Origin of the sequence: Halorubrum sp. SS7, from assembly GCF_005435055.1 — an archaeon.
GTDB classification, from domain to species: domain Archaea; phylum Halobacteriota; class Halobacteria; order Halobacteriales; family Haloferacaceae; genus Halorubrum; species Halorubrum salinarum.
In genome coordinates, this window is the sequence record NZ_SGXV01000032.1 from 1 (window position 1) to 5,791 (window position 5,791).

Here is a 5,791-nt window from a genome sequence, read left to right on the forward strand (position 1 = left end):
GGCTTCAGCCCCTCGTTCTGGACGCGCATCACGGCCTCGCCGTCGGCGAGGTTCGGCGCGTCGACGAGGCGGACGATCCGCTTGTCGCCCTTCGACTTCCGGAGGTAGATCCGGAAGGTGGAGGCGTGCCCGAGGATGTTGCCGCCGATCGCCTGGGTCGGATCGCCGAAGTAGGAGTCCGGGTTCGACGCGACCTGGTTGGTGACGAGGATGGCGGTGTTGTACAGGTCGCCGAGGCGCATCAGGTCGTGGAGGTGCTTGTTGAGCTTCTGCTGTCGCTCGGCGAGCTCGCCGCGGCCGACGTACTCCGCGCGGAAGTGCGCGGTGAGCGAGTCGACGCAGACGATCCGGATCGGCCACTCCGTCTCCTCGTGTTCGCCGGCCAGCTCCTTCGCCTTCTCGGCGAGGAGGATCTGGTGGTTGGAGTTGAACGCCTTCGCGACGTGAATCTGGTCGAGGAAGGCCTCGACGAGCTCCTCTAACGCCTCCTCGTCAGAGGGGGTGCCCTCGATCTCGCGGCGCTCCATCTCGTCGGCGAGGATCTCGTCGTCGAGCCCGCGGACCATGTCGTCGATCCGCTCCGGGCGGAACGTGTCCTCGGAGTCGACGAAGATACAGCCGCCGTCGAGGCCGCCGTTCTCCGGCTCCAGCTGGACGTTGACCGCCATCTGGTGGGTGACCTGCGACTTCCCGGACCCGAACTCGCCGTACACCTCGGTGATCGACTGGGTCTCGATGCCGCCGCCGAGGAGGTCGTCGACCTCGTCGATCTGCCACGAGAGCTTGCCGATCTCCTGGCGGCGCTCCAGCACGCTCGCGCCCGTCTCGAACCCGCCCACGTCGGCGGCGTCGCGGGCGGCGTTGATGATGTCCGCGGCGGACGACTCGCCGATGTCGGCGGTGTTCGACATCTCGCCGGGGCTCGCGACCGCGATCGACTGGTAGCTCTCGAATCCGTTGTCCACGAGCTTGTCCGCGGTCGCCGGGCCGACGCCGGGGAGGTCCTCGAGTTCGTCTTCAGGCATGTACCCGGTCCTTGTTCGCCATCGGGTATAAAGACTGGTTTACACCCGAGTGAAAGTGAAACGGACGCGGCGGGTCCGCTCGTTCGCGGTTCGCTCGCTCTCGCACGGACTCGCCGGAGCGGACGCGCCGACCGGCCGGTGAAACTGGTCGGCGGGGCGCCGCCGCGGCGGGTGCGCGCCTCCGCCGTCGCCGCCGCGAAAAGGACGCTATGCCGGCCGACGCGGTCTCAGAAGCCGACGCGGCGGACGTAGTCGAGGTCGCGGATCTCCACGAGCAGGTCGCCGGACAGGTCGGCGTCGGTGATCACGTACAGCTTCGGGTCGTCGGTGAACTCGGGGTCCTCGCTCAGCACCTGTCGGATCGAGACGCCGCGGTCGGCCAAGATTCCGGTGACCTCGGCGACGATCCCGGCCTCGTCGGCGGCCGCGACCTCGATGGTGAGCACCGTGAGGTCTAAGACGGGCGCTAAGTCCATCAGGCTCGGCACCGACGAGATGTTGGTGAAGATGCGCTTCAGCTCGGGGTCGGCCAGGATCGCGTCGGTCGTCGAGTCGACGACGCGTCGGTCGACGTCGAGCTCGCGCGCGATGCCGGTGTAGGGGATCTCGATCCCGCCGGAGACGACCCGTCCCTCCTCGTTGACGGAGAAGCCGCGCTCCAGGAAGAGCCGGATCACCGCCTGCTGGCTGGGTGACCCCTCGAACTTCTCGAGGATCTCGTCGAACATTCGGTACTATCGACGGTGTCGGCGCGGCGTGATAAATCAGGGTGCGTCGCGGTCGCCGCGCGCGGGCGGTCGGGCCGCGCGATCAGTCCGACAGGCCCGCGTACGTCGCGCCGAGCACGGCCCCGTAGGCGGCGTGGCCGACCGCGCTCACGGCGCTGACGTTCGGCAGCGGCGGGTTCGCCGGGGAGCCGACGGCGGAGAGCCAGACCGGCATCACGAGCACGGCGAGCGCGACCCAGACCGCTATCCCGTAGGCCGCGCCGGCGCCGACAGACCGCCCGATCCCCTCGCCGAGCGCGGGCCGAACCGCGACCAGCGCGGCGAACGCGACGCCGAGGACTGCGCCGTGCGACAGGTGGACCACCCAGCCGACGAGCGGCGACGCCGGCGGGGCGAGCCCGTACATCGAGGGGATCACGACCCCCAACAGCGGGTTGGGTATCACGTACGCCATCACGAGTCCGAAGACGACGCCGCCGGCCAGCCCGCCGGCCACGCCCGCCTTCCAGTCGCCCGATTCGGTCGATACGTCCGTCGCCGCGGTCGCTGTCTCGGTCGCCATGTCGGTTCGACCGTCGCGCGAAATGCGGTAACATCTGCTGGTACTGTGTGGCAAGCACGCACACGACCCGAGCGTATTTATCCCCGAAGCTACCGAGGCGCACCGCTCGACCGATTCACGCCGGACCACTTCCGCCCCGCCACCCCACCCCTTTTGGCCGGTGGCGCCGAACCCCACCCCGTGTCAGAGTCGCCGCACCTGCGGTTCTTCCCGTACGAGGAGCCCTACCCGAACCAGCGCGAGGCGATGGACAGGGTCGCCAACGCGCTGGACCGGGGGCAGGACGTGCTGTTCGAGGGCGCGCCCGGGACGGGCAAGACGCTCTCCGCGCTCGTGCCCGCCCTGGAACACGCCCGCGAGCACGACCGCACGGTCGTCATCACGACCAACGTCCACCAGCAGATGCGGCAGTTCGTCGAGGACGCCCGCGCCATCACCCGCGAGGAACCCATCCGCGCGGTCGTCTTCAAGGGGAAGTCGTCGATGTGCCACATCGACGTGGACTACCAGGAGTGTCAGACCCTCCGGGACACCACCCGCGAGATGGTCGAGACGGAGTCGGACGTCCGCGAACTGGAGTCGCGACAGCGCGAGCTGTTAGCCGAGAGCCGCGAGGGCGACGCGGGCGCCGCGGAGGCCCGCGAGGCGATCATGGACGAGCTCGACGAGCTGGAGGCCGAGCTCGACGAGTACGAGGCCGCGAACGTCTGCGAACACTACCGGAACAACCTCACCCGCGACACCGACGAGTTCTTCGGCTGGCTGTTCGAGGACGTTCGGACCCCCGAGGACGTGTACGCGTACGCCGACGAGCGCGAGCTGTGCGGCTACGAGCTGCTGAAGGAGGGGATGGAGGGCGTCGACCTCGTCGTCTGTAACTACCACCACCTCCTCGACCCGAACATCCGCGAGCAGTTCTTCCGGTGGATCGACCGCGACCCGAGCGAGATAATCACCGTCTTCGACGAGGCGCACAACATCGAGGACGCCGCGCGCGACCACGCCACACGGACGCTGACCGAGAACACCCTCGACGCCGCGCTCGACGAGCTGGCCGACAGCGACGACTCCCGCGCCGAGCCCGCGGAGAACGTCCTCCGCGCCTTCCGCGACGCCCTCGTCGAGACCTACGAGGACGGGCTCGGGTTCGGCGGGGTCGACGAGAACTGGGAGGACGTCTCCATCGCCAACGACGACCGCCGCGACGACCTCACGCTGGCGTTCCTCCGCAACTACGAGGGGCGGGGGATAGACACCGAGGCCGAGCTCGCCGTCCAGCTCGGCCAGGCGATAGACGAGGAGTACGAGCGCCGCTACCGGGACGGCGAGGCGACGACCCGCTCGGAGTCGCAGACGCTCGCGGCCGCCCGGTTCGTCGCGACGTGGATGGACGAGGGGGCCGAGTTCGGCCAGTACCCGGTGGTCTCCGTCCGGCGTGACGCCGGCACCGACGAGGTGTACGGGCGCGCGGAGCTGTACACCTGTATCCCGCGGAACGTCACCGGCGAGCTGTTCGACGAGGTGGCCGCCTCGGTCCTGATGAGCGCGACGCTGCGCCCGTTCGACGTGACCGAGGACGTGCTGGGGCTGGAGGACGCCGCGTCGATGGCCTACGAGATGGGCTACCCCGAGGCGAACCGCCGGACGTTCGCCGCCGACGTGCCGCCGCTTTTCGCCTCGGACCGCAACGACCCGGAGACCCAGGCGGCGGTGTCGTCGCTGCTCCGCGACGCGATCCGGTTCACCCCGGGCAACACGCTCGCCTTCTTCCCATCGTACGCGGAGGCCGAGCGCTACCACGAGCGGCTCACCGGCCCGGGCGGCGCGGCGTCCGGCGCCGCCGCCGAGGTCTCCGGCGGGGCGGGCGCGGCCGACCTCGGCCCCGTCTACCTCGACGGCCCGGGGGAGGACGAGGAGCGGCTCCGCAGCGAGTTCGTCGAGAGCGACGGCGCCGCGCTGTTCACGTCGCTGTGGGGGACGCTCGGCGAGGGGGTGAGCTTCGACGGCGACGACGCACGCACGGTCGTCGTCGTGGGCGTCCCGTACCCGCACCTCTCGGACCGCACCCAGGCCGTTCAGGACGCCTACGACCGGGCGTTCGCGGACCGCGACCGCGCCCGCGACCCGGGGTGGACCTACGCGGTCGAGATCCCGACGATCCGCAAGACGCGGCAGGCGCTCGGCCGCGTGATCCGCGGCCCGGAGGACTTCGGGGTGCGGATCCTCGCGGACCGCCGCTATACGACCGCCGACATGGGAAAGTACTCGGTCCGCTCTGCGTTCCCGCCCGAGGAGCGCGAGGAGCTGCTCGACGTCGACCCGACGAAGCTGAAGTTCGCGATGCTGAACTTCTACCAGGACCACGACGCCTACGACGGCCAGCCGCCGTCGCCGTGAGGCGGTCGCGGGCGGGGTCCGCCGCCGTACCGCGGTCGTTCGCGAGGACCGCCGCCGACCCTACCCCGGCATCGACGCGATCAGGATCGAGGCCACGAGCAGGAGCCCGCTGAGCAGCGTCGTGACCACGCCGTGGATCAGCGTCATCGCGAGCACCGTCCGCCGCGGCTGCTCGTAGCTCCACCAGAACATCGTGCCGTCGACGAGGAGCGCCGCGAGGAGGATGAGCGCCCCGGAGAGCTCGAACGCGTTCCCGACGACGCTGATCACGGCGGGCAGCGGCCCGACGTAGAGGGCGCGCCGGGGGTCGACGTCGCCGAGGACGTTCCGCGCCGCGACGTGCGCGGTCACCGAGAGGAACAGCGCCAACAGGACGGTCGTCCCGAGCACGGAGACCGGCGTCACCGTCTGTAAGAGCATGGTCGGCCTACGGGGCGACGACTAAAAGTGGTCGCGGAACGCGGCCGCGTCGGTCCCGCTCCCGTCGCGGGGTCGCGGCGTCACCCCAGCAGCCCGAGCCCGTTCAGCTCCTCGACGATCACGTCGACGGCGGCGGCCGCGTCGTCGGCGCTGGTGCCGCCGGTGACGACGACCTTGCCGCTGCCGAACAGCAGCGCGACGACCTCCGGCTCGTCGAGGCGGTAGACGAGCCCGGGGAACTGCTCCGGCTCGTACTCGATGTGCTCCAAGCCGAGGCCGATCGCGATCGCGTTCAGGTTCAGGCTCTCGCCGAGGTCGGCCGAGGTGACGATGTTCTGGACCGTTATCTCCGGGTCCTCGATCGGGATCTGGAGCGCGCGGAGCTCCCCGAACACGGTGTCGAGGCTCTCGTGGACCGCCTCGATCGAGTTCGCCCCCGTACAGACGATCTTCCCCGACCGGAAGATCAGCGCGGCCGATTTCGGGTCCGTGGTCCGGTAGACGAGCCCGGGGAACTGCTCGGGGTCGTAGTCGGCGCCCTCGAGGTCCATCGCGACGCTCTGGAGATCGAGCTCCTGTCCGATCCCCGTGGAGGCAACGACGTTCTCTACGGTGATCGTCTCCTTCGGGTCGGCCGTCATCACCTCGATTCTCGCCCG

The 5,791-nt window shown here is 70.0% G+C and carries 6 protein-coding genes; 1 reads left to right on the forward strand and 5 read right to left on the reverse strand.

Annotated features, from left to right (window positions below):
- The 3 genes from radA to EXE44_RS15820 all read right to left on the reverse strand — a co-directional run.
- On the reverse strand, window positions 1–1,025 hold a 1,025-nt coding region (radA, locus tag EXE44_RS15810), incomplete at its 3' end, for a DNA repair and recombination protein RadA (RefSeq protein WP_137717905.1).
- A 227-nt stretch (window positions 1,026–1,252) separates the two neighbouring features.
- Window positions 1,253–1,753, reverse strand: coding sequence for an ACT domain-containing protein (locus EXE44_RS15815; protein WP_053770355.1), 501 nt, complete (start codon window positions 1,751–1,753; stop codon window positions 1,253–1,255).
- Window positions 1,754–1,835: 82 nt separating this feature from the next.
- Window positions 1,836–2,315, reverse strand: coding sequence for a histidine kinase (locus EXE44_RS15820; protein ID WP_137717906.1), 480 nt, complete (start codon window positions 2,313–2,315; stop codon window positions 1,836–1,838).
- A gap of 180 nt (window positions 2,316–2,495) precedes the next feature.
- Between EXE44_RS15820 and EXE44_RS15825 the strand changes: the two genes are divergently transcribed.
- The gene (locus EXE44_RS15825; RefSeq protein WP_137717907.1) at window positions 2,496–4,712 is read left to right on the forward strand and encodes an ATP-dependent DNA helicase; all 2,217 of its coding nucleotides are present in this window, start codon (window positions 2,496–2,498) and stop codon (window positions 4,710–4,712) included.
- Window positions 4,713–4,772: 60 nt separating this feature from the next.
- On the opposite strand, the gene EXE44_RS15830 is transcribed toward EXE44_RS15825, so the two are convergent.
- Both EXE44_RS15830 and EXE44_RS15835 read right to left on the reverse strand, forming a co-directional pair.
- On the reverse strand, window positions 4,773–5,132 hold the full coding sequence (locus EXE44_RS15830) for a hypothetical protein (RefSeq protein WP_137717908.1): 360 nt from the start codon (window positions 5,130–5,132) through the stop codon (window positions 4,773–4,775).
- Between the two features lie 80 nt (window positions 5,133–5,212).
- Window positions 5,213–5,773, reverse strand: a complete 561-nt coding sequence (locus EXE44_RS15835) for a TATA-box-binding protein (RefSeq protein WP_053770359.1) — start codon at window positions 5,771–5,773, stop codon at window positions 5,213–5,215.
- Between the last annotated feature and the right edge of the window lie 18 nt (window positions 5,774–5,791).